The organism is Stenotrophomonas sp. Bg11-02 (genome assembly GCF_002836635.1).
GTDB classification, from domain to species: domain Bacteria; phylum Pseudomonadota; class Gammaproteobacteria; order Xanthomonadales; family Xanthomonadaceae; genus Stenotrophomonas; species Stenotrophomonas lacuserhaii.
On the sequence record NZ_PJAY01000006.1, the window covers coordinates 1 to 21,881 of the forward strand.

At 66.8% G+C, this 21,881-nt stretch carries 14 protein-coding genes; 7 read left to right on the forward strand and 7 right to left on the reverse strand.

All coding sequences use genetic code 11. From position 1 onward, the window contains the following. The first annotated feature begins 197 nt into the window (after nt 1-197). Nucleotides 198-1,337: a metallophosphoesterase gene (locus tag CXG43_RS00610; protein ID WP_101098266.1), complete on the forward strand. Its 1,140-nt coding sequence runs from the start codon at nt 198-200 to the stop codon at nt 1,335-1,337. Here the strand turns inward: CXG43_RS00610 and CXG43_RS00615 are convergent. Continuing rightward, nucleotides 1,303-2,205 (reverse strand): TIGR03571 family LLM class oxidoreductase, encoded by a 903-nt coding sequence (locus CXG43_RS00615; protein ID WP_232767506.1) that lies wholly within the window; start codon nt 2,203-2,205, stop codon nt 1,303-1,305. The genes CXG43_RS00610 and CXG43_RS00615 overlap by 35 nt on opposite strands. A gap of 247 nt (nt 2,206-2,452) precedes the next feature. Between CXG43_RS00615 and CXG43_RS00620 the strand changes: the two genes are divergently transcribed. After that, nucleotides 2,453-3,694, forward strand: coding sequence for an MFS transporter (locus tag CXG43_RS00620; protein ID WP_101098268.1), 1,242 nt, complete (start codon nt 2,453-2,455; stop codon nt 3,692-3,694). A 109-nt stretch (nt 3,695-3,803) separates the two neighbouring features. On the opposite strand, the gene CXG43_RS00625 is transcribed toward CXG43_RS00620, so the two are convergent. The 4 genes from CXG43_RS00625 to CXG43_RS00640 form a co-directional block, all read right to left on the reverse strand. Then, on the reverse strand, nt 3,804-4,751 hold the full coding sequence (locus CXG43_RS00625; protein ID WP_101098276.1) for a nucleoside hydrolase: 948 nt from the start codon (nt 4,749-4,751) through the stop codon (nt 3,804-3,806). A gap of 317 nt (nt 4,752-5,068) precedes the next feature. Next, nucleotides 5,069-7,225, reverse strand: coding sequence for a TonB-dependent siderophore receptor (locus CXG43_RS00630; protein ID WP_101098269.1), 2,157 nt, complete (start codon nt 7,223-7,225; stop codon nt 5,069-5,071). Between the two features lie 195 nt (nt 7,226-7,420). Then, complete coding sequence (gene mqo / locus CXG43_RS00635) at nt 7,421-9,127, reverse strand: malate dehydrogenase (quinone) (RefSeq protein WP_101098270.1); 1,707 nt, start codon at nt 9,125-9,127, stop codon at nt 7,421-7,423. 213 nt (nt 9,128-9,340) lie between these two features. Beyond that, nucleotides 9,341-10,246 (reverse strand): LysR family transcriptional regulator ArgP, encoded by a 906-nt coding sequence (locus CXG43_RS00640; RefSeq protein WP_042614669.1) that lies wholly within the window; start codon nt 10,244-10,246, stop codon nt 9,341-9,343. A gap of 133 nt (nt 10,247-10,379) precedes the next feature. Between CXG43_RS00640 and CXG43_RS00645 the strand changes: the two genes are divergently transcribed. Both CXG43_RS00645 and CXG43_RS00650 read left to right on the forward strand, forming a co-directional pair. Continuing rightward, a complete protein-coding gene (locus CXG43_RS00645; RefSeq protein WP_101098271.1) occupies nt 10,380-11,015 on the forward strand; it encodes a LysE family transporter in 636 nt (211 codons plus the stop codon). A gap of 148 nt (nt 11,016-11,163) precedes the next feature. Then, entirely contained in the window at nt 11,164-13,143 is a 1,980-nt protein-coding gene (locus CXG43_RS00650; protein ID WP_101098272.1) for a S9 family peptidase, read from the forward strand. Nucleotides 13,144-13,196: 53 nt separating this feature from the next. Here CXG43_RS00650 and CXG43_RS00655 read toward each other — a convergent pair whose 3' ends face one another. Beyond that, a complete protein-coding gene (locus tag CXG43_RS00655; RefSeq protein ID WP_101098273.1) occupies nt 13,197-14,948 on the reverse strand; it encodes an oligopeptide:H+ symporter in 1,752 nt (583 codons plus the stop codon). 76 nt (nt 14,949-15,024) lie between these two features. Next, nucleotides 15,025-16,176 (reverse strand): heparan-alpha-glucosaminide N-acetyltransferase domain-containing protein, encoded by a 1,152-nt coding sequence (locus tag CXG43_RS00660; RefSeq protein WP_101098274.1) that lies wholly within the window; start codon nt 16,174-16,176, stop codon nt 15,025-15,027. Between the two features lie 141 nt (nt 16,177-16,317). Here CXG43_RS00660 and CXG43_RS00665 point away from each other — a divergent pair, with 141 nt between their 5' ends. From CXG43_RS00665 to CXG43_RS00675, 3 genes are all read left to right on the forward strand, one after another. Beyond that, a complete protein-coding gene (locus CXG43_RS00665; RefSeq protein ID WP_042614664.1) occupies nt 16,318-18,285 on the forward strand; it encodes an oligopeptide transporter, OPT family in 1,968 nt (655 codons plus the stop codon). A 132-nt stretch (nt 18,286-18,417) separates the two neighbouring features. After that, nucleotides 18,418-20,496: a S9 family peptidase gene (locus CXG43_RS00670; RefSeq protein ID WP_101098275.1), complete on the forward strand. Its 2,079-nt coding sequence runs from the start codon at nt 18,418-18,420 to the stop codon at nt 20,494-20,496. A 122-nt stretch (nt 20,497-20,618) separates the two neighbouring features. Next, on the forward strand, nt 20,619-21,860 hold the full coding sequence (locus CXG43_RS00675) for a DUF819 family protein (protein ID WP_101098277.1): 1,242 nt from the start codon (nt 20,619-20,621) through the stop codon (nt 21,858-21,860). Nucleotides 21,861-21,881 lie beyond the last annotated feature (21 nt).

A 21,881-nucleotide genomic window follows, 5' to 3' on the forward strand; every position in this document is an offset into this window, starting at 1 on the left:
ATGCGGCAGTTGTGGAGAACAGGGCGGCACGCAAGACATGTACGCGTAAGGTCGTCGGCAGCTGCAGATGTGTCTAAGAGACCGCGAGGGGCCCAACCGTTCGCCGCAGAACACTGCTTCCCGCACTGGAACCCCGGATACGAAATCAGTCACGATGCACGGCCAACCTCCCCACTGCTCCCCCTGGAACCCCCATCGTGCTGAGTGTCATCGCTTCCGTTCTCGCGCTGTACATCGTGCTGCGCCTGGTCTGGCCCCTGCGCCTGCCACTGGCCGCGCGCCTTTTCCTTGCCGTGCTGGTGTTCGGCATGGCCCTGCACCATCGCATCGTCGCCCAGTTCGCCGGCACCATGGCCTCGCCGGAAATCCCGAAGATGGCCATCGCCGTGCTCGCCACCGGCTTCACCGCCCTGCTGCTGGGGGCACTGTTCCTGCTGCTGCTGGATGCCGCGCTGCTGCTTGCGCGCCTGCTGCGCTCGGCCAGGGCTACCGCTGCGTTGCGCGCGCGCTGGCTGCGGCCGGCGGCCGGCCTCACCGCGCTGGCGCTGGGCATTTTCGGTGTCAGCCAAGGCATGGCGGTGCCCAAGCCGCGCAGCATCGAGGTGGAGATCGCCGGACTGCCAGCCAGCTTCGATGGCTATCGCGTGCTGCAACTGACCGACATCCATGCCAGCCGCCTGCTGACCGGCGACTGGGTGCGCAGGGTCGTGGCCGAAAGCAACGCGTTGAAGCCGGACCTGATCGTCATTACCGGTGACCTGATCGATGGCACGGTCACTGCCCGTGCAGATGATTTCCTCCCGCTGGGTGAGCTGCAGGCACCGGACGGGGTCATCGCCATCACCGGCAACCACGAGTACTACGCGCAGTACACCGAATGGATGCAGGCCTTCCGCGCGTTGGGCATGCAGGTGCTGGAAAACACCCATACCGAGGTGCGCCGCGGCGATGCGGCGCTGACCATCGCCGGTGTCACCGACCCGGTGGCACAGCGCTACGACCTGCCGCAGCCGGACCTGGCAGCCGCCCTGCAGGGCGCCGATCCGCAGGCGCCGGTGATCCTGCTCGACCATCGTCCGCGCGAGGCGCAGGCCAACGCAGCGCTGGGGGTGAAGCTGCAGTTGTCCGGCCACACCCATGGCGGCCACATCATCGGCATGGACCAGCTGGTGAAGCGGGCCAATGGCGGGTATGTGTCCGGCCGCTACCAGGTGGGCGACATGACCCTGTACGTGAGCAACGGTGCGGGCCTGTGGCCGGGCTTCGCCGCGCGCATCGGCGTGCCTTCGGAGATCACCCTGATCACCCTGAAGGCTGCGCCGAAAGCGCGGGAATGATCTCCGCACCGATCTGTTCGATGACCTCGGCGGCGGGCCGGCCGCCGCTGAGGTTGAACATCACGTGGTCCACGCCGAGAACGTGCATGCGCTGCAGGTAGTCCCGGACGGCAGCGCTGCCGCCACGCAGGCCCAGCTCCAGTGGCGTAGCCGGCGCTGCAGGATCTTCCAGCAGCTGCAGCTGCGCGGACTGCACGAAGGGCTTGCGTGCACTGCCGAGCTTCTGCCGCATGGCGTGCTGCCACAGTCCGATCCGGCCTTCCTGCGTGGCTTCCTCGCGATGGTAGGTGGCCCAGCCGTCGGCATGCTCAGCGATCCACTGCAGCGACTGCCGGGCCGATCCCACCACCAGCATCGGAATGCGTGCGGCCGGTGCGGGCAGTACTGGATAGCCGACCTGCTGCAGCATCAGCGCACGCTCCTGCGCATCCGGCGAAAGTGCCGCGCGCAGCAACGGCCAGCGTTCGCGGAACACCTGCGCGCGCTGCTCCAGCACGGCACCGAAGGCGGCGAACTCTTCGGGCCGGTCGCCCGAGCCCAGGCCCAGCACGAAGCGCCCATTCGATACGCGCTCCAGGCTCAGGGCGGCCTTGGCGATGTGCAGCGGGTGGCGCAGCGGCAGCACCGCCGCGGCCAGTCCGATGGCCATGTGCGAAGTCGCGGTGGCGAGCAGGGTGAGCCAGACGAAAGGATCATCGACGGCACTGGCCTGCGGCGCGGTGGTGTCCGCAGGTGACCGCTGCGGCACCATCAGCGGGACATCACGCGCCCACAGCGCGGCGAAGCCCTGTACTTCGGCCAGGCGTGCCAGCGCGGTCGCCTGGCCGGGATCGGGCTGCGCACCGGCCTCGCTGCCCAAGGGCGTCATCAGGCCCAGTGTGAGTCGGCCCGGAGCGAAGAGTGTGTCGTAAGCGGCATTATGTCCGGGCACGGGCGGTATCCCTTTCCTCGAGGACTGCAGCCTACCTGCAACGCCGTGCAGCGGGCGCCACCTGCGGTGGAATGCTGCAGGCCACTGTCGTATGGGGTCTCCTTCACCCGTGCTGCGCTAGGGTGGCCGCTCATTGAACGGAGGCGGTCGGATGCAGCATCGGGCAGGAAGCGCGGTTGGTACGATGCACCGCCGCTCCATGTGGGTGGCGGCGTTGTCCACCGTCGTGGAGTGGTACGACTTCACCCTCTACCTCTACTTCGCCACCGTGCTGTCACGGGTGTTCTTCGGCGGCGGCGAGACCGCCCTGTTGGCCACGCTTGCCGGCTTTGCGGTGTCCTACCTGATGCGTCCGCTGGGCGCGCTGTGCTTCGGCCACCTGGGCGACCGCCTGGGTCGACGCTGGATGCTGCTCGCTTCGATGGCATTGATGGCCGCGGCGATGCTGGCCACGGCGCTGCTGCCCACCCATGCCCAGATCGGTGCGAGCGCCGGCGTGCTGTTGTTGGCACTGCGCTGCGTGATGGCGTTTTCAGTGGGCGGCGAATACACCGGCGTGGTCGCCTACCTGCTGGAAAGCGCGCCGCCGCGGCGACGCGGACTGGTGACCTCGCTGGCGTCCGCGGCAAGCGAGGTGGGGGCGCTGCTGGCGGTTGCGTTGTCTGCGCTGACCGTGGCGCTGCTGCCGCCGGCGGACCTGGATACCTGGGGCTGGCGGATCCCGTTCTTCTTCGGCGCCGCGCTGGCGCTGCTGATCCTGCTGGCGCGCTCGGGCATGCACGAATCGCCTGAGTTCGAACGCCAGCAACGCGAAGGCAGCGTGCCCAGTGCGCCGATACGGCAGATCCTGCGCACTCATCCGGGGGCAGTGGCGCGCACCTTCGCGATCTCCGCGCTGGGCTCGATCACGTACTACGTGGGCATCACCTATGTGCCTGCGTTCCTGCATGCCAATGGGCGCGGGGAGGGCGAGGCGTTGTGGCTGTCGACCATCGCCGCGGTGGCGGTGATCCTGGCCACGCCGCTGTTCGGGCTGCTGTCGGACCGGTTCGGACGACGGCCGCTGCTGCTGGGACTGACCCTGCTGTCGGCGCTGTTGCCGCTGTCGATGTTCGCCTGGATGGCGCAGGCATCGACGCTGGGAGTGGTCGTTGCAGCGGTCGTCCTGGCCTGCGTGGCCGGTGGCATCAGTGCCGTGGCGGCCTCGGCCACGGCCGAACAGTTCCCCGGCGAAGGTCGGCTGAGCGGGCTGGCGCTCGGCGTGACCATGGCCACGGCGGTATTCGGTGGTGCCACGCCGTGGCTGGCGCAGTGGTGGGTGGAGCGCAGCGGGTGGAACGCTGCGCCCGGTGCGATGATCGCCATCGTCGCGGTGCTGGTGCTGCCGGTGCTGTGGCGCCTGCCGGAGACCCGCCCGCTGCGGTAGCGCCGAGCGCAGCGGACGGCCCTGACGACCAACGGTCGTCACCCACCACCAAAGGACGGCCAGCGGTCGTCACCCACCACCAAAGGACGGCCAGCGGCCGTCCCTACCGTTACAGCGACAGGGTTCTTTCGATGTCGGCCAGCACGGCGCTGGCATCCACGCCGATCGCGATCGACTGCATCGCCTGGCCGTCCCACACACTGGGACCGAAGGCCATGCCGGCCGGCTTGGGGATGGTCATCCCGCGTGCCACGCCGTCGGTGGCCACGCGCACGCTGGCATGCTCGAATTCGAACAGTTCCGGCCGCGTCAGCGCGATGCAGGCACAGCAGTCGTGCACCACCATGCCCTTGTGGCCAGCCTGCAGGTAGAAGTCCACGTAGTCCTGTGACAGCGCGCGCACCAGGTCCGCATCGGCGCCACCGGCGTGGGCCAGTGCATCCAGTCCGTGGCGATCCATTTCCACCTGGGTGGTGACGTCCAGGCCGATGGCGGTTACCGGCCAGCTGGCGGTGAACACGATGTCGGCGGCTTCAGCGTCGCCCCAGATGTTGGCCTCGGCGGCCGGGGTGATGTTGCCGTTGACATGGAAGGCGCCTCCCATGATCACCACGCCGCGCACCAGCGAGGCGATATCCGGCGCTTCGCGCAGGGCCAGTGCCAGGTTGGTCATGCGGCCTACCGCGACCAGGGTGACCTGGCCGGGCTGCGCACGGACCAGGTCGATGATCAGCTGGTGCGCGCTGCGCGGATCGGCGGCCACCTCCAGCTGCGCCGGCACCGGGTGGTTGCCCAGGCCGTTGTCACCGTGGATGTGCACCGGCCAGGCTTCGGGCTGGGCATCGGGCTGCAGCGGGCCGGCGGCGCCGCGCGCCACGGGTGCGTCCAGGCCCCAGGCCTGCTTCAGGAACAGCGCGTTGTGGGTGGTCGATTCGACGGCGGCATTGCCGAACACGGTGGTGACGGCCAGCAGGTTCACCTGCGGATGCTTGTGCAGGTACAGCAGCGCCAGGGCGTCGTCGACGCCCGGGTCGGTATCGAAAATAACGTTGTGCATCATGTTGTTTTTCTTCTTCTGTCCGGGGTGGTGCGGGGCGCGCTCAGCGGCTGCCCGTAGCGTAGTGTCTCAAGTGTCCGGACATGATGACAGGCGGGCCCGGCGAGAGGGGGCTGACGACCAGTGGTCGTCATTTCCGGGCCGAAGAGCGTGACGACCAACGGTCGTCACCCACCAGTGACGGTCGTCACCCACCGAGGGGGCGGCAATGCCCATCGGTAGCGCCGAGCCACGCTCGGCGAGCGCAGCGGGAGGGGCTGACGACCAACGGTCGTCACTCACCAGTGACGGTCGTCACCCACCGAGGGCAGTTGGCCTCAGTACTTCCAGCGCAGGCTGAAGGCCACGAAGCGTGGCTCACCGTAGTTGTTGTAGTCCAGGTTGGCCCAGTAGGTCTTGTCCAATGCGTTGCGTACGCTCAGCGTCGCGCTCCAGCTGTCGCTGATGCGGTAGCTGGCGTTGAACTGCACCAGCGCATACGCCGGCTGGTTCACCGTCACCGTGCCGCCCGGCGGGTAGGGCACGTTGAAGCCCTGCACCTTGCTCTGCCACTGCACGCCACCGCCCAGGGTCAGCCGTTCCCAGGCGCCACGCAGGCGCACGCTGGTGTTGAGCTGCAGGAAGTCTTCAGGCAGGTTCGCATACAGCAGGTCGGTGGCCGCGCGGGTCACCTTGACGTGGGTGAAGCCGGCATTGACCGTCCAGCCCGGCAGGATCTCGCCGTTGAGGTCCAGTTCCCAACCGCGCGCCTTGGTGCCGTTGATGCCGATGTAGGCCGAGCTGCCATCGCTGAGCGAACCGTCCGGCACGCTGGCATCGCGCACGGCGTAGTTGTCCTGCTTCGCCTCGAACACCGCTGCATTGGCGGTGAAGCGGCCGTCCAGCCACTGCGACTTGATGCCTGCCTCGACATTGGACCCTTCCACCGGGGCCAGCAGGTTCTCATTGCGGTCCTTGTAGTTCTGCGGATTGAAGATCTCGGTGTAACTGGCATACCCGGAAACATTCGGGGTGATGTCATACACCAGGCCCACGTACGGGGTGACTTCGTCATCCACCTTGTAGGCGCCGCTGGTGGCGGTGTAGGTGTTGGCGGTGTTGTAGGCGCGGGTGCGGGTCTCCCACGAACTCAGGCGCGCGCCGGCGATCAGCGAAAGCGGTTCTGCCAGGCGCATGCGGGTGGATGCGTACACGCCGCGCTGCGTGGTGCGCGCATCGCGGTGCGCGCCGGTGCGGTTGACCACCAGCTCCGGCGCATTGCCATCCCAGGCGTGGATGTTGGGGATGTCGTAGCGCCAGCCGCCGGTGGGGGTCATGGTCCAGGCGGTCGACTGCAGGTCGGAGAAGCTGCCACCGAACACCACGTCGTGCTCGCGGCCGAACAGCCCGAAGGTGCCCGACAGATACACGTCCACGCCCTTCCGGGTGTCGTCTGTCTCGCCCGCTGCACCGAGCAGGTAGATGCCTGCACCGGTGGTCGCATCCGGATACCCGCTGCCGTACACGCGCACGTTCTGCACGTTGCCGCGGGTGTAGGCGGTATTGACCCTCAGCAGCCAGTTTTCGCCGAAACGCTGTTCCAGGTTGGCGAACGCGGTGCTGGTCTGGCGCTGCCACCTGGCCCAGTCAGGGGCCAGGTTGGTGCTGCGCGGCAGGTGCGCGAAGCTGCCGTCGCTGTTGAAGAACGGCACCGTGCCCCAGGTGGTGGCGGTGGGGTTGTTGTCCTGGGTCTGGAAGCCGACCGTCACGGTGGTGGAGTCGGTCAGGTCGCCTTCCAGTACCGCCATGCCCGACATCTTGTCCTCGCTATAGCGGTCGTAGTAGTAGTCCTTGTCCTGCCAGGCGGCGACCACGCGGCTGCGGAAGCGGCCATCGGCGGTCAGCGGCGCGTTGACGTCGGCCTGCATGCGGCGGAAGTCCCAGCTGCCGGCACTGATCGCGAAGGATGCGTCGAAGTCCTTGCCCGGGCGCTTGCGCAGCAGGTTGACCGTGGCCGACGGCACGCCGGCGCCGCTGAGCAGGCCATTGGCACCGCGGATCACTTCGATGCGGTCATAGAAGGCGGTGTCGTATTCCTGGTTGGTCGAGCCGCTGTAGGTCGGCAGGCCGTCCACCTGGAAATCGGTGATGGCGAACCCGCGCGCGTAGTACAGCGGGCGCTGGGTGTCGTAGAAGGAGACGTTGACGCCGGTGACGTTGCGCATCACGTCGTTGATGCTGAACAGCGATTCGTCCTGCAGGCGCTCCAGGCCGATCACGGTGCTGGACTGCGGAGTCTCCTGCAGGGTGATCGGCAGGCGCGTGGTGCTGGACGCAACGGCGCGGCTGCCGCGCACGCTGACTTCGTCGAGGGTCTTGGCATCCGGGGCGGCGCTGGCATCGGCAAGGGTATCGGCCAGGGCCGGCGCGGTGGACAGCGCGGCCAGCAAGGCAATGGTCAACGGTGCGTGGCGGAAGGAGGGAATGGCAGTCATGGTCGCTTCGATGTGGGCGTGTGAGTCAGGCAGGGCAACGCCGGCGAACGGCGCCGTCGGCAGCTGGATCAGATCCCGTAAATGTAAATGATTATCAAAACCTTTACAATTCGCATCGCCACAACGCTCCAGACAGATGCAGAAACGGCCACCCGAAGGCGGCCGTTGGGGTGTTGCCGGAAGCGGGGCCCAGGCTTACAACGCCTGCATTTCCTCGTTCCTGTTGCGCTTTTCCTGCGGCGGCAACGGCGTTTCAGCCGGGCGCGCCACGGTCGCCGGAATGGCGGGAGGCTGGGACACGTCGGCCGGCACGTCCAGGAACGGCAGCTTCAGCGTCTGGCTGGTGAGCGTGCGGATTTCGTTGGTCAGCGCCGGGCTCTCGTTGAGCTTGCGGCCGTAGGACGGCACGATCTCGCGCAGGCGGGCTTCCCAGCCGGCCTTCATCTCTTCCGGGAAGGCCTTGGCCATCAGGTCGAGCATGATCGGTGGCGAGGTCGAGGCACCCGGCGACGCGCCCAGCAGGGCGGCCAGGGTGTGGTCCCTGTCGGTCACGATCTCGGTGCCGAACTGCAGCAGCGGGCCCTTTTCCGGGTCGTTCTTGATGATCTGCACGCGCTGTCCGGCGGTGACCAGGGTCCAGTCCTCGCGCTTGGCGTTGGGGTAGTACTTGACCAGCTCGGCCTGGCGGTCATCGTCGTTCAACTGGGCCTGGCTCATCAGGTACTTCACCAGGTCCAGGTTGTCCGCGCCCACGTTCAGCATCGGCGCCACGTTGTTGTGGGTGACCGACGAATACAGGTCGAACCACGAGCCGTGCTTGAGGAACTTGGTGCTGTACAACGCGAACGGTCCGAACAGAACCACCGGCTTGCCATCCAGTTTGCGCGAATCCAGGTGCGGCACCGACATCGGCGGCGAACCGGTTTCGGCCATGCCGTAGGCCTTGACCCCGTGGCGCGAGGCGATTGCCGGGTTCTTGAAGGCAAGGAACTGGCCACCGACCGGGAAACCGCCGTAGTTCTTCGACTCCGGGATGCCCGACAGCTGCAACAGCTTCAGCGCGGCGCCACCGGCACCGATGAAGACGAAGCGCGCGTGGGTGGTGCTCTCGTTGCCGGACTTGAGGTCCTTGACGGTCACGTTCCAGGTCTTGTCGTCGTTCTGGCGCAGCGCACTCACTTCATGACCCAGGTGCAGGCCGAAGTTCGGGTTGCGCTTGAGCCCGTCGGTGAGCTGGCGGGTGATCACGCCGAAGTTGACGTCGGTGCCCAGCGGCATCCAGGTCGCGGCAACCTTCTGGTTCGGGTCGCGACCTTCCATCAGCAGCGGGGCCCATGCCTTGATCTGCGCGGGATCTTCGGAGTACTGCATGCCGTAGAACAGCGGATTCTTCACCATTGCCTGCTGGCGCTTGCGCAGGAAATTGATGTTTTCATCGCCCCACACGAAGCTCATGTGCGGGGTGGCGTTGATGAAATCGCTCGGCTGGCTCAGGCGGCCCTGGCGCACCTGGTGCGACCAGAACTGGCGCGAGATCTCGAACTGTTCGGCGATGCCGACCGCGCGCTTGGTCTCGATGCTGCCATCGGGCAGCTCAGGCGTGTAGTTCAACTCGGCGAATGCCGAGTGCCCGGTGCCGGCATTGTTCCAGCCGTCCGAGCTCTCCTGGGCCACGCCGTCGAGCCGCTCGTAGATCTGGATGTTCCAGTCCGGCTGCAGTTCCTGCAGGTAGGTGGCCAGGGTGACGCTCATGATGCCAGCGCCGACCAGCACCACATCGACGGGTTTTTCGTTGCTTGCCGCCGGCACCGAGCGTGTGGTGAGCGGCCAGTACAGGAACAGTACCGACGACACCAACAGCAGCACGAGCAGGGCGGCTAAAGCCTTGCCAAATTTCTTCATGGGAGTGATTCGTTTGGGGAGGGAATCAGGATGCGTGCCAGCCACATAGGCAGTGTGAAAACACGTCAACCAGCGCGTGAACTGCGTCGGATGAGGCCGGTCACGGCGTCCAGTGGGCTTATTTTACCCCGTTGTGGTCCTGATTTGGTGCGACGCAGCATCCCGTGGGAGCCGCACTGTGAAACGTCCCTCGCCGAGGGGCCTTGATGTGGTTCATCGCTTGCGGCGGATCAGCGCGGTCGAGGCCCCCAGCACCGCCCGCGTCAGCAGGGCCATGGTCTGAACATCGCCCTTCCAGTGCTGCCAGTACAACGGCACGTCTTCCCAGGCGCGCTGGCGCACGTAGACCAGGCGCCCGGCGTCCAGGTGGCGCTTGACCAGCGGCAGCGGGTTCATGGTCCAGCCGAGCCCGCCGAGGTTGGCCTGCACGAAGGCGCGGGTGGAGGGAATCCACCAGGTAGGCGCCGTGTTGGGTACTTCCACCCCGGCCATGCGGCGGGCAAAACGCGCCTGCATGTCGTCCTTGCGGTTGAATACCAGCACCGGCGCCTGGGCCAGCGCCTGCGCGCTCACCCCTTTGCCGAAATGGCGGTCGCGGAATTCCGGGGTACAGGTGGCCGCGTAGCGGATGCTGCCCAAGGCATGGATCTGGCAGCCCTGCACCGGCTCGTCCAGCGTGGTCACCGCGCCCAGCACCGTGCCCTGGCGCAGCAGTTCGACGGTGTGGTCCTGGTCTTCCACGCGCAGGTCCAGGGTGGTGCCGGTGACCTGTGCGAACTGCTGGGCGGCCTGCGGGAACCAGGTTTCCAGGCTGTCATGGTTGACCGCCACCGGAATGCTGGCCTGCGGCAGGTCCTCGTCGGCCAGCCCCATGCGGTGCAGTGCATCGTGTTCCAGCAGGGCGGTCTGCTCGGCCAGCTGCACCAGCACCTGGCCTTCGGCGGTCGCGGTAGCCGGTGCGCCACGCTTCACCAGCAGCCGGCCGACGCGGTCTTCCAGTGCTTTGACCCGCTGGGACACGGCCGATGCGGTGACATTGAGCGCCTGCGCGGCGCGGTCGAAGCTGCCTTCGCGGATGACCGCAGCGAGGGCGCGGAGCTGGGCATGGTCGACGCGCATGGCGATTAAGTTCCGCTAAAGAGGCTTAAGGAAGTTTAGCTTTTCTTGAGATTGGTGCAACGCGACAATACACCCCGTACCCGGTGCTGTCCGCCTTCGCGAGGCACCGTCCCCTGCTCCACGAGGTGTTCCCATGTTCTCGATCATTTCCGCCGGCACCGGCCTTGCGGCCTGGTTCAGTGGTGCCGCCACCGGCATCGGCCTGTTCGCCGTGGTCGGCGCGCAGAGCGCCTTCATCCTGCGCCAGGGCATCCTGCGCAAGCACATCGTGCCGGTCGTGGCGACCTGCGCGGCGATCGATGCGGTGTTCATCTTCGCCAGCGTGGCCGGGCTGCGCACCCTCATCCAGGCCGCGCCGTGGCTGACCAGCGCCGTGCTGTGGACCGGTGTGGCGTTCCTGGCGTGGTACGCGCTGAAGTCGGCGCGGCGCGCGATCGCCGGCGGCGGTGGCATGGGCGAGGCCGAAAGCGATGACGGCAGCCGCCGTGCCGTGCTGATGGCCGCGGTCGGCTTTTCGCTGATCAACCCGCACTTCTGGCTGGACATGATGGTGATCGGCTCCATCGCTGAAAACTTCGGCAACGACCGCATGGCCTACGCGGCCGGCGTGGTCACCGCCAGCTGCCTGTGGCTGACCGCGCAGGGCCTTGGCGCCCGCCTGCTGGCGCCGCTGTTCAACAAGCCAGGCACGTGGCGGGTGCTGGACGGCACCATCGCGGTGATCCTGAGCATCCTCGCGCTGACTCTGGCGGTGCGTGGCGTGAACTGATTCCACTCTCCAAGGTGGGGGTCTGCAGGGCGGCATCGGAAACGGTGCCGCCCTTTTTTTTTTCAGGTTTTCCTGATTCCCAATTCGTTCACCTCCTGTTTACAATCGGCCGGTCGCGGACATGGTGTCCGCAGGGGGCGGGATAAGGATGCGCAAGACGATACGGGCGGCGATGATCGCCGCGATAGCCCTGCCGATGATGGCAACGGCAGCAGACGTGGACCTGGACACGTTCCTCAAGCGCGACAGCTTCACCGATCTAAAACTGTCGCCGAACGGCGACTACTACGCGGCAACCATTCCGCTGGAGAAGTCGACCGCCGTCGCCATCCTGCGCGTGGCCGACAGCCAGATCGTGGGGCGCTTCGTGCCGCCGGAGAACAACCATGCCGCGCGTTTCGACTGGGTCAGCGATGACCGGGTGTTGATCGAACTGGGCCAGAAGTTCGGTTCGCTGGACGAGCCGCAGCGCACCGGTGAGCTGTATTCCCTGCGTGCCAACACCACCAGCGGTGAGCTGCTGGTCGGCTACCGGGTGACCGGCGGCAACACCGGCACGCGCATTTCCGGCAAGAAGGCCGAGACCGTCGCGGCGTTCCTCAGCGATGACCTGCCCAACGATGACAAGCACGTGTTGATCGCGGTGACTTCGTTCAACGGCGACCCGTACACGCGCCTGGAGCGGATGGACGTGACCAGTGGGCGCCGCATCCCGGTGACCCGCTCGCCGGTGCAGCGTGCCGACTTCACCACCGATGCCGAAGGCAATGCGCGCTTCGCGCTGGGTGCCGGTTCGGACAACGTCAACAAGCTGTTCTACCGCGACCGCAACAATGAAAACTGGAATCTGGTCAACGACGAGGCGGTATCCAAGCGGATCGAGCGCGCGATCGGTTTCTCCGCCGACGGTGCGTTGGCCTACCTCAACGTGGAACAGCCTGCGGGACCGGACAAGATCGTCAGCTGGAATCCGGCCAGCGGCGAGCGCAAGGACCTGCTGCGCGACCCGATGGTCGACCCGGCGCGGCTGATCTACCGGCCGGGCACCGCGGTGCCGGTGGGCGCGCTGTTCCTCGGCGATACGCCGCGCACCCGCTTCTTCGACGAGGCCTCTGCCGACGCCAAGCTGTACCGCAGCCTGGAATCGGCCTTCGGCGGGGACGCGGTCTTCATCACGTCCAGCACGCGCGACAGCAACAAGGTTCTGGTGGAGACGTTCTCCGGCCGCAATCCCGGTGATTTCTTCATCTACGACCAGAAGGCGAAGGCGGCCCAGCACGTGGTCAGCCGCAGCACCTGGATCGACCCGGCACAGTCCGCGCCGGTCCGCGCGATCACCGTCAAGGCACGTGACGGTTTGCCGCTGCACGGCTTCCTGACCACCCCGCACGGGCGTGAGGCGAAGAACCTGCCGATGGTGGTGCTGCCCCACGGCGGGCCGTTCGGCATCTTCGAAGATGGGACCTACGACAGCCAGGCGCAGATGCTGGCCAGTGCCGGGTATGCCGTGCTGCAGATGAACTTCCGCGGTTCCGGCAATTACGGCCGTGCGTTCGAACAGGCCGGTGCCCAGCAGTGGGGCATGGCGATGCAGGACGACCTGACCGATGCAACCCGCTGGGCGATCAGCGAAGGCGTCGCCAACAAGGCGAAGATCTGCGTCTACGGCGCCAGCTACGGCGCCTATGCGGCGTTGATGGGCGCGGCGAAGGAACCTGGCCTGTACCGCTGCGCCGCCGGGTACGTGGGGGTCTATGACCTGCCGATGTTGCACAGCCGCGGCGACATCCAGCAACGGATGTCCGGGGAGACCTACCTGCGGGAGTGGATCGGCCCGGCCGACAAGGTGTCCGATGTATCGCCGGTCAACCTGGCCGCGCAGATCAAGGTGCCGGTGTTCCTGGCGGCCGGTCGCGAAGACCAGCGTGCCCCGGTGCAGCACACCGAACGCATGGAAGCGGCACTGAAAAAGGCCGGCGTACCGGTGGAGAGCCTGTATTACCCGCGCGAAGGGCATGGCTTCTATGTCGATGCCAACCGCCGCGAGTACTACGGCAAGATGCTGGCGTTCCTGTCGCAGAACCTCGGCGGCGACAAGGCCGCCGCGCCGAAGCCGGCCGCACCGTGAAAAAGGGGACGGAGGGAATTAATCTCGATTAATTCCCTCCGTCCCCCTTTTTCTTACTTCACTCCGTGCATCATGCGGCGAAGCAGGGGGGCGGTGGCGAAGGCGAGCACGGCGCAGCCCAGGCCGATCCACATCAGCAGCCAGAACAGGTGGGCGTAGCTGGCCGAGGCGCTCACCAGGTCCAGCGTTTCGCCTTCGGGCACTTCGATGGCGGCCAGCTTGCCGAACAGCGCGGCCAGCGTTTCAGAGAACGCTGTGGCCAGGAACCAGGTGCCCATCATCAGGCTGACCACGCGCGGCACCGCCAACTGGGTGACCGCCGACAGACCCACCGGGGACAGGCACATCTCGCCACTGGCCAGCAGGAAGTAGGCCAGCACCAGCCACCACACACTGGCCATCTGACCGGTGGCGCCGACCTGCTGCGCGGCCAGCGCCAGCGGCACGAACGACAGTGCGCCCAGCACCAAACCGATCGACGATTTCATCGCCTTGCCCGGTTCGGCACGGCGTCGGTCCAGCCACGCCCACAGCAATGCGAACAACGGTGCCAGCACCACCAGGAACAAGCCGCCCAGGTAGGTGAGCGAGCCGGCGGTCTGCGGGATGACCAGGCAATCGCGGACCAGCAGCACCAGCATCACCAGCACGATGGCGATGAACATGCGGCGTGGCCACGCCGAGCCGGGCGAGCGGTCGGACAGCCGCGCGCTCACCACGAAGCCCAGCGGCGCCAGCAGCAACGACAGGATCGACCACGGCAACGGGGTGCCGTCGCGGATCACCAGCGCGGGCACGATGTCCTTGGTCAGCAGGCGATCGGTGAAGGTGACCCATGAGCCGTAGCTCTGCTCGTACAGGGTGAAGAACACCAGCGCCATCAGGATCAGCGCCATCAGCGCGATCATCTGCTGGCGCTGCACCGGCGTGCAGCGGGTGCCGGTGAACCAGGCAAACCACAGCAGCACGCCTCCCAGCACCACCAGCATCAGCATCAGCGCCAGGCTGATTTCACCGCCGAGTGCGAAGGCGCCGTTGCCGGCGGCCCACATCAGCCAGGCCACCGGCAGCACCGCCAGCACCGCGCCGGCGTAGATCAGCCATTCCCGCGGCAGGCCCAGCATGCGTTCGCGCAGCGAAGCCGGATCACGCGGTTCGGCGTGCCCGTGCAGGTACTTCTGCCCCCACAGGAACATGCCCAGCCCGACCAGCATGCCGATGCCGGCCGCGCCGAAGCCGTACTTCCAGCCGTAGGCTTCACCGAGGAAGCCGCACACCAGCGAAGCGAACAGGGCGCCCAGGTTGATGCCGGCGTAGAACAGCGAGAAACCCGAATCGCGGCGTGGATCGTCTTCGGCGTACAGCTTGCCGACGATGGTGGAGATGTTCGGCTTCAGGAAGCCCACCCCCATGATGATCAGCGCCAGCGACAGGTATGTAATCGTCAACGCACCGGTATCGCGCACCACCTGTCCGTTTTCCAGATAGGCCGCGTGCCCTTCGAAGGCCATGCCGAGGTGGCCGAGCACCAGCAGCACGCCGCCGAACAGCACCGCCCGGCGCATGCCCAGCCAGCGGTCGGCCAGCATCCCGCCGAACACCGGGATGCAGTACACCAGCCCGCCGTAGGCACCGAGCAGGTCCAGCCCGGCCTTGTCGCCGAACAGGTGGTACTTGGTGAGGTACAGCAGCAGCAGCGCCTTCATGCCGTAGAAGGAGAAGCGCTCCCACATTTCGGTGAAGAAGCAGACGTAGACGCCCTTGGGGTGGCCCAGGAAGTCGTCATTGGCAGCGATGGCGGTCATCGGTTCGGGGGCAGACAATGAAGCCGGCGATTATGCGGTCAGAACTCCATGGATGCGCGAAAAGTGCCAGCCGTCCTTACAGATAGCGCAGCCAGGCGATATCCCGACGGCGTGCCTTGAGCGCGGCGAAGGCCCGGGTCGGCAGGTACAGCAGCAGCGCCAGGGCGATGCTGATCAACAGCAGCGCGGCCACCGATTCCACCGCGAACAGCGCGCCGTTGGTGGGTCCCCACAGCGCCAGCGCGGCCAGGTACATCAGCTTCAGCACATACAGGTGCAGCAGGTAGAAGAACATCGGCGCCGCACCGATCCGGGCCAGCGGCTGCAGCGCGGCGGCCACGGCTGGCACTTCGTACAGGCGCAGCAGCAGCAGGCCCACGCCGAGGGTGGCCAGCAGGAACAGCAGCGAAGGCGGGTACTTGGTGACGTTGAAAATGCCCATCAGCGTCTGCAGCGTGGTGGGCTGCAACTGCCACGGCGCATCGCCGTAGACATTCAGCGCCCGCAGCAGCATGAAGGCCGCCAGCGCGCCCCAGCCGGCCCACAGCAGCCAGCGCTGGCGCTGTGCCGGCGGGCGCGTGGCCGCAAACCACGGGCCCATCAGGTAGCCCAGCACGATCACCCCGATCCACGGCAGCAGGGGGTAGGAGGTGCGCAGGCGCAGCGCATCGCCGAACACGATCCAGTCGCGCTGGTGCAGCACTTTCCACAGCGTGGCCAGCACGCCGTTGCCTTGCACGTGCACGCCATCGAGCAGGTTGTGCCCGGCCACCAGCAGCAGCGCCAGCGGCAGCAGCACGCTGCGCGGCAGCCAGGCCAGTCCGGCCAGCGCGATCATGCTCAGGCCGATCACCCAGATCACCTGCAGGTAGATCGTGTCCGGCGGCCACTGGAAGGTCCACGCGAAGTTGACCAGGGTCAGCTCCAGCACCACCAGGAACAGGCCACGCTTGAACAGGAAGCCGGCGATGGCGCGGCGCGGGTCAGCCTGGCGCTGGCCGTACAACCAGGCCGACAGGCCGGTCAGCAGCACGAATACCGGGGCACACAGGTGGGCCAACAGGCGGCAGGCGAACAGGGCAGGGGACACCGTGGTCACGTCCATCGGGTCGCTGACCTGATGCTGCATGAAGAACGTTTCGCGGACGTGGTCGAGCAGCATCAGCAGCATCACGGTGCCGCGCAGCTGGTCGATGGAGGCCAGCCGGGTGGAGACAAAAGGGGGCATGCGGGCGCGCTGGAAGGGGTCTGGAAAGGATATAACATATCATTTCAGCCTCGGCCCGCGCGAGGGCAAGGTGCTGGCGTGCTGGACTTGCCGCAGGCCGGACGCTAGCGTTGCAGGGATTTTTTCGTATCAGGGGCTTCAATGAACAACGTCGCTGCGCCCAAGCAGCTCACGTTCCGCGCGGTGGTGCTTGCCATCGTGTTGGCCGTGGTGCTGTCGGCCGCCAACGCCTACCTGGGCCTGTTCGCAGGCCTGACCATCGCCACCGCGATTCCTGCGGCCGTCATCTCCATGGGCGTGCTGCGCCTGCTGGGCGGTGGCACCATCCTGGAGAACAACATCGTCCAGACCGGTGCCTCGGCCGGCTCGTCGATCGCCGCTGGTGTGATCTTCACCATCCCCGCGCTGGTGATCATGGGCTACTGGCCGGACTTCAAGTACTGGTGGGTGCTGGGCATCGCCGGCCTCGGTGGCCTGCTGGGCGTGCTGTTCTCGGTGCCGCTGCGGCGCTCGATGATCGTTGAAGATCCGCTTCCGTTCCCGGAAGGCAAGGCGGCAGCCGAAGTGCTCAAGGCCGGCGAGAATCCCGGTCCGGGCCTGAAGATCCTCGGCCTGTCCGCGGTGATCGGCGCGGTGGTCAAGGTCGCCGCGGCCAGCGGCATGCGCTTGATCCCCGATGCCTGGGCCACCTCGGCCTACCTGGGCAGTTCGAAGATCACCGCCTTCATCGGCACCAACCTGTCGCCGGCGCTGCTCGGCGTGGGCTACATCGTCGGCCTGAATGTCGGCATCGTGGTGGTGTCCGGCTCGATCCTCACCTGGCACATCGCCATCCCGGTGTACCAGGCGTTCTTCCTGCAGACCGACCCGGCGCTGGCCGCGTCCATCGCCACCGCCTCGTCCACCGATGCGGCGTTCGCCATCTGGGGCGCGAAGATGCGCTACCTCGGCGTCGGCGCGATGCTGATCGGCGGCATCTGGACCCTGTTCTCGCTGCGCAAGTCGCTGCTGAGCGGGGTCAAGAGTGGCTTCGCCGCAGCCCGCAAGAGCACCGGCCCGGCGCTGGCCGAAACCGAGCGCGACCTGCCGATGAAGTGGATGCTGGTGGCCCTGGTGGCCTTCACCCTGCCGCTGCTGGCGCTGTACCAGGCCATCGTCGGCCAGTGGCACGTGTCGATCCCGATGACCATCATCATGATTGTCGCCGGCTTCCTGTTCGTTTCCGTGTCAGCCTACCTGGCCGGCCTGATCGGCTCGTCCAACAACCCGGTTTCGGGCATCACCATCTCCACCATCCTGTTCGCTTCGGCGGTGCTGGTGCTGCTGCTGGGCAAGGATGGCCTGACCCCGGTGGGTGCCTTCGGTGCGCCGCTGGGCGCGGTGGCGGCGATCATGATCGGTGCGGTGGTGTGCTGCGCGGCGGCGGTCGGCGGTGACAACCTGCAGGACCTGAAAGCCGGTTACATCGTCGGCGCCACGCCGTGGAAGCAGCAGCTGATGCTGGGCATCGGCGCGTTTTCCTGCGCGCTGATCATGGCCCCGGTGCTGAACCTGCTGGCCACCGCCTACGGCATCGGCGCACCGACCCCGGAACACCCGAACGCACTGGCGGCCCCGCAGGCCAACCTGATGGCGTCGGTGGCGCGCGGCCTGTTCGGCGGCGAATTGCCATGGAACTTCATCATGATGGGTGCGGTGGTCGGTGCGGCCATCATCGCCCTGGATGAGTGGCTGAAGAAGACCGGCAAGCGCTTCCGCGTGCCGGTGCTGGCTGCCGCGATCGGCATCTACCTGCCGCTGGAACTGATGGTGCCGATCTTCCTCGGTGGCCTGATTTCCTACCTGGTGGAGCGCTTCCACAAGGTGCGTGCCGATGACGAAGAAGGCCGCGACCGCGTGCACAAGCCGGGCGTGCTGTTCGCCGCCGGCCTGATCACCGGCGAAGCCCTGATGGGTATCGCCATCGCGGTGCCGATCGTGGTCAGCGGCCGCGCCGACGTGCTGGCGGTGCCGTTCACGCTGCCGGCCGCGCAGTGGATCGGCCTGGCCGTGCTGTTCCTGGTCGGCTGGCTGATCTACCGCACTGGCAAGAAGGCCAACGCCGGCTGATCAGCATGGCGGGAAGCGGGGAAGCGCCGGGCCGGGCCCGGCGTTTTCCGGTCCGCCGGCATGACCGATGGCCTTGGCACGCTGCCGTGCCGGGGCCTACCATCGACGTTTTGCCGTCCCGCGGAGTACCCGATGAAACTGCGTCATGCCTTGTTGCCGTTGAGCCTGCTCGCGGCGCTGCCGTCCGTGGCTGCTGCCCGCGGCCTCGATGTCCGCGACCTGATCGCGTTGGACCGCGTTTCCTCGCCGGTGCTGACCGCCGATGGCGGCAGCGTGGTGTTCGCCAAGCGCAGCGTGGACAACGAACAGAAGGCCAGCAATGCGCTGTTCGTGCGCAACCTGCGCACCCGCGATGCCGCACCGCCCAGGCAGCTGACCCCGAGCGGCTGGAACGTCAACTCCCCTTCGTTGTCGGCCGATGGCCGCACCGTGTACTTCCTCAGCGCCAGGAACGGCAGCCAGCAGCTGTACGCGCAGGGCATGGACGGCACCACGCCGCGCCAGCTGACCGATTTCCCGGTGGACGTGGACAGTTACCACGTGTCTCCGCAGGACGACCGCGTGCTGTTCAGCGCCGGCGTCTTCCAGGACTGCGGTTCGGACCTGGCCTGCACCGAAAAGAAGCTGGCTGCGATCAAGGGCACCAAGGCCAGCGGCCAGGTGTTCGATTCGATGTTCGTGCGCCACTGGGACACCTGGAACGATGGCCGCCGCAACACCCTGTTCGTGGCGCCGCTGCCGACCGGCAAGGCCGCCGGGGTGAAGGGCGCCTCTGCGCTCAGCGCCACCCTGGCCGGCGACGCGCCGTCCAAGCCGTTCGGTGGCAATGATGATTTCGCCTGGTCGCCGGATGGCAGCAGCGTAGTCGCCAGCATCCGCGTGGCCGGCCGCGAAGAACCGTGGTCCACCAACTTCGACCTGTACCGCTTCGACGCGGCAGGCAAGCAGGCACCGGTCAACCTGACCGCCACCAACCCGGCGTGGGATGCCGGCCCGGTGTTCAGCGCCGACGGCAAGACCCTGTTCTACCGCGCGATGAAGCGCCCGGGCTTCGAAGCGGACCGTTTCGGTTTGATGGCGATGGACCTGGCCAGCGGCAAGACCCGCGAGATCGCTGCCGACTGGGATCGTTCGGCCGGTGGCATCGTGCTGTCCGCCGATGGCAGCAAGATCTACACCACCGCCGATGAGCTGGGCGAACATCCGTTGTTCGCCGTGGACGTGGCCAGTGGCAAGGTCGACAAGCTGATCGGCGATGGCAGCGTGACCGCCGTGGACGTGGCCGGCAACAGCGTGGCCATCACCCGCAACAGCCTGAAGAGCAACGACCAGGTGCTGGTCGGCATGCTGCCCGCCGCCGGCCAGCCGATCGGCGAGCTGCGCGCGCTGACCCCCGCAGCCGGTGACGTGCTGAAGGACGTGTCCTTCGGTGACTACGAACAGTTCGAGTTCAAGGGCTGGAACAACGACACCGTGCATGGCTACGTGGTCAAGCCGCACGACTATCAGGAAGGCAGGCAGTACCCGGTGGCGTTCCTGATCCACGGTGGCCCGCAGGGCAGCTTCGGCAATGGCTGGAGCTACCGCTGGAATCCGCAGACCTATACCGGCCAGGGCTACGCGGTGGTGATGATCGACTTCCACGGTTCCACCGGCTACGGCCAGGCGTTCACCGATGCGATCAGCCAGCACTGGGGCGACCGTCCGCTGGAAGACCTGCAGAAGGGTTGGGATGCGGCGCTGAAGCAGTATGCGTTCCTGGACGGCGACAAGGCCTGCGCGCTCGGCGCCAGCTACGGCGGCTTCATGGTCAACTGGATCGCCGGCAACTGGAACAGCCCGTTCAAGTGCCTGGTCAACCACGATGGTGTGTTCGACCAGCGCATGATGGGCTATGCCACCGAAGAGCTGTGGTTCACCGAGTGGGAGCAGGGCGGTACGCCGTTCGCCAAGCCGGCCAACTATGAGAAGTTCAACCCGGTCAACCATGTAGCGGACTGGAAGAAGCCGATCCTGATCATCCACGGCCAGCTCGATTACCGCATCCCGGTCGAGCAGGGCCTGGCGGCGTTCACCGCCGCGCAGCGGCAGGGCATCGACTCCAAATTCCTGTACTTCCCGGATGAGAACCACTGGGTGCTGAAGCCGGCCAACAGCGTGCTGTGGCATGACACGGTGAACGCCTGGTTGAAGCAGCACATCGGCCAGTAAGCCGCGTTGAAGCGCCGCCCCCGGGGCGGCGCTTTTGGTTTCCGTAGCGCCGCGCCCTGCTCGGCGTCATTTTTTCACCGCTGCGCTCGCCGGGCATGGCGCGGCGCTACCCCTGGGTTGGCATGGTCTCGACTCCCTTGATCCAGAACGACATCGTCGTCTTCGGCCTGATCGCCGCCACCCTCGGTGCCGTGTTCTGGACCGCGTCGCGCCAGCAGGGGCCGTGGAAGCGCTTCTATGCATTCGTGCCGGCGCTGCTGCTGTGCTACCTGTTGCCCGGCATCTACAACACGGTCGGGTTGATCGATGGCCAGAACACCCGGCTGTACAACCCGATCGCGCGTGACGTGCTGCTGCCGGCGGCACTGGTACTGCTGACCCTGGCGGTGGACATCAAGGCGATCCTGCGGCTGGGCCCGAAGCTGGTGCTGATGTACCTGGGTGCTTCGGCCAGCATCATGCTCGGTGCGGTGGTGGCGTTCCTGCTGATGCGCGCGCTGCATCCGGAAACCGTGGCCGGCGACACCTGGGCCGGCATGGCGGCGCTGGCTGGCAGCTGGATTGGCGGCGGTGCCAACATGCTGGCGATGCGCGAAGTGTTCGACGTCGATGCGACCACCTTCGGCCAGTTCGCGGTGGTGGACGTGGGCGTGGGCTATGTGTGGATGGCGGTGCTGATCTTCCTCGCCGGTCGCTCGGCGAAGATCGATGCACGCAGCGGCGCCGATACCTCCGCGATCGATGCGTTGAAGGAGCGGATCGCGCGGTTCCAGGCCGAGCACGAGCGCATTCCCACCCTGACCGACCTGATGTCGATCGTGGCGGTGGCCTTCGGCGGTGTCGGCCTGGCCCACGCCATCGGCGCTCCGCTGGCGGCCTGGTTCAAGCTGCATGTCAGCTGGGCCGCGCAGTTCAGCCTGGACGCGCCGTTCGTGTGGGTGGTGGTGTTGTCGACCACGCTGGGCCTGGGCCTGAGTTTCACCCGCGCGCGCACGCTGGAGGGCGTGGGCGCCTCGCGGGTGGGCTCGCTGCTGCTGTACTTCCTGATTGCCTGCATCGGCATGCAGATGGATCTGGTGGCGCTGCTGGATCGTCCGTGGTTGTTCGCGCTGGGCTTGATCTGGATCGCGGTGCACATCGTGCTGTTGTGGCTGCTGGCCAAGCTGCTGCACGTGCCGTTCTTCTACTTCGCCATCGGTTCGCAGAGCAACATCGGCGGGCCGGCATCGGCGCCGGTGGTGGCTGCGGCGTTCCATCCGGCGCTGGCGCCGGTGGGCGTGCTGCTGGGCACGATGGGGTATGCGACCGGCACGTACCTGGCGTACGTGGTGGGAATCACGTTGCGGGCGTTGGCGGGGCAGTAGTTTTTTGTCTGTTTGCATGGG

Bases quoted from the DNA above. Each gene is read 5' to 3' on its own strand.
- CXG43_RS00620 (WP_101098268.1), top strand. From the start codon at position 2,453: ATGCACCGCCGCTCCATGTGGGTGGCGGCGTTGTCCACCGTCGTGGAG.
- CXG43_RS00615 (WP_232767506.1), bottom strand. From the start codon at position 2,205: ATGACGCCCTTGGGCAGCGAGGCCGGTGCGCAGCCCGATCCCGGCCAG.
- CXG43_RS00625 (WP_101098276.1), bottom strand. From the start codon at position 4,751: ATGCACAACGTTATTTTCGATACCGACCCGGGCGTCGACGACGCCCTG.
- CXG43_RS00665 (WP_042614664.1), top strand. From the start codon at position 16,318: ATGAACAACGTCGCTGCGCCCAAGCAGCTCACGTTCCGCGCGGTGGTG.
- CXG43_RS00650 (WP_101098272.1), top strand. From the start codon at position 11,164: ATGCGCAAGACGATACGGGCGGCGATGATCGCCGCGATAGCCCTGCCG.
- CXG43_RS00645 (WP_101098271.1), top strand. From the start codon at position 10,380: ATGTTCTCGATCATTTCCGCCGGCACCGGCCTTGCGGCCTGGTTCAGT.
- CXG43_RS00670 (WP_101098275.1), top strand. From the start codon at position 18,418: ATGAAACTGCGTCATGCCTTGTTGCCGTTGAGCCTGCTCGCGGCGCTG.
- CXG43_RS00640 (WP_042614669.1), bottom strand. From the start codon at position 10,246: ATGCGCGTCGACCATGCCCAGCTCCGCGCCCTCGCTGCGGTCATCCGC.
- CXG43_RS00660 (WP_101098274.1), bottom strand. From the start codon at position 16,176: ATGCCCCCTTTTGTCTCCACCCGGCTGGCCTCCATCGACCAGCTGCGC.
- CXG43_RS00630 (WP_101098269.1), bottom strand. From the start codon at position 7,225: ATGACTGCCATTCCCTCCTTCCGCCACGCACCGTTGACCATTGCCTTG.
- CXG43_RS00655 (WP_101098273.1), bottom strand. From the start codon at position 14,948: ATGACCGCCATCGCTGCCAATGACGACTTCCTGGGCCACCCCAAGGGC.
- CXG43_RS00675 (WP_101098277.1), top strand. From the start codon at position 20,619: ATGGTCTCGACTCCCTTGATCCAGAACGACATCGTCGTCTTCGGCCTG.
- mqo (WP_101098270.1), bottom strand. From the start codon at position 9,127: ATGAAGAAATTTGGCAAGGCTTTAGCCGCCCTGCTCGTGCTGCTGTTG.